Annotated in this window: 1 protein-coding gene; it reads left to right on the forward strand. The window is 36.2% G+C overall.

Going from position 1 to position 268, the window contains the following annotated elements:
- Window positions 1–268 (forward strand): hypothetical protein (locus SB679_RS24540; RefSeq protein ID WP_410704882.1); only part of this gene is annotated, 268 nt, incomplete at both ends.

The raw sequence follows: 268 nt of genomic DNA on the forward strand, positions 1-268 counted from the left end.
GCACGATACGTTGCCCGCAGAGCCTCTTGTTTACTTCCTGTAAGTGCTATTCTGATGGATAACCTCAAGGAGCTGAAAATTGGTAAAAACTTTAAGGTAATTGGAAATGTAGTCAATACAGAACTTTTTTCGCCAGAGAAAAAGGAAAATAAAACCTTTACATTTCTTCATGTTTCAAACCTTATTCCTCTTAAAAATCCGGATGCTATTATTGATGCTGTGGTTCGGCTTAGAAAAGATTTTAAGAACTTTGATCTCCAAATTGGAG

The organism is Chryseobacterium sp. SIMBA_029 (assembly GCF_046535275.1).
Taxonomy (GTDB): Bacteria; Bacteroidota; Bacteroidia; order Flavobacteriales; family Weeksellaceae; genus Chryseobacterium.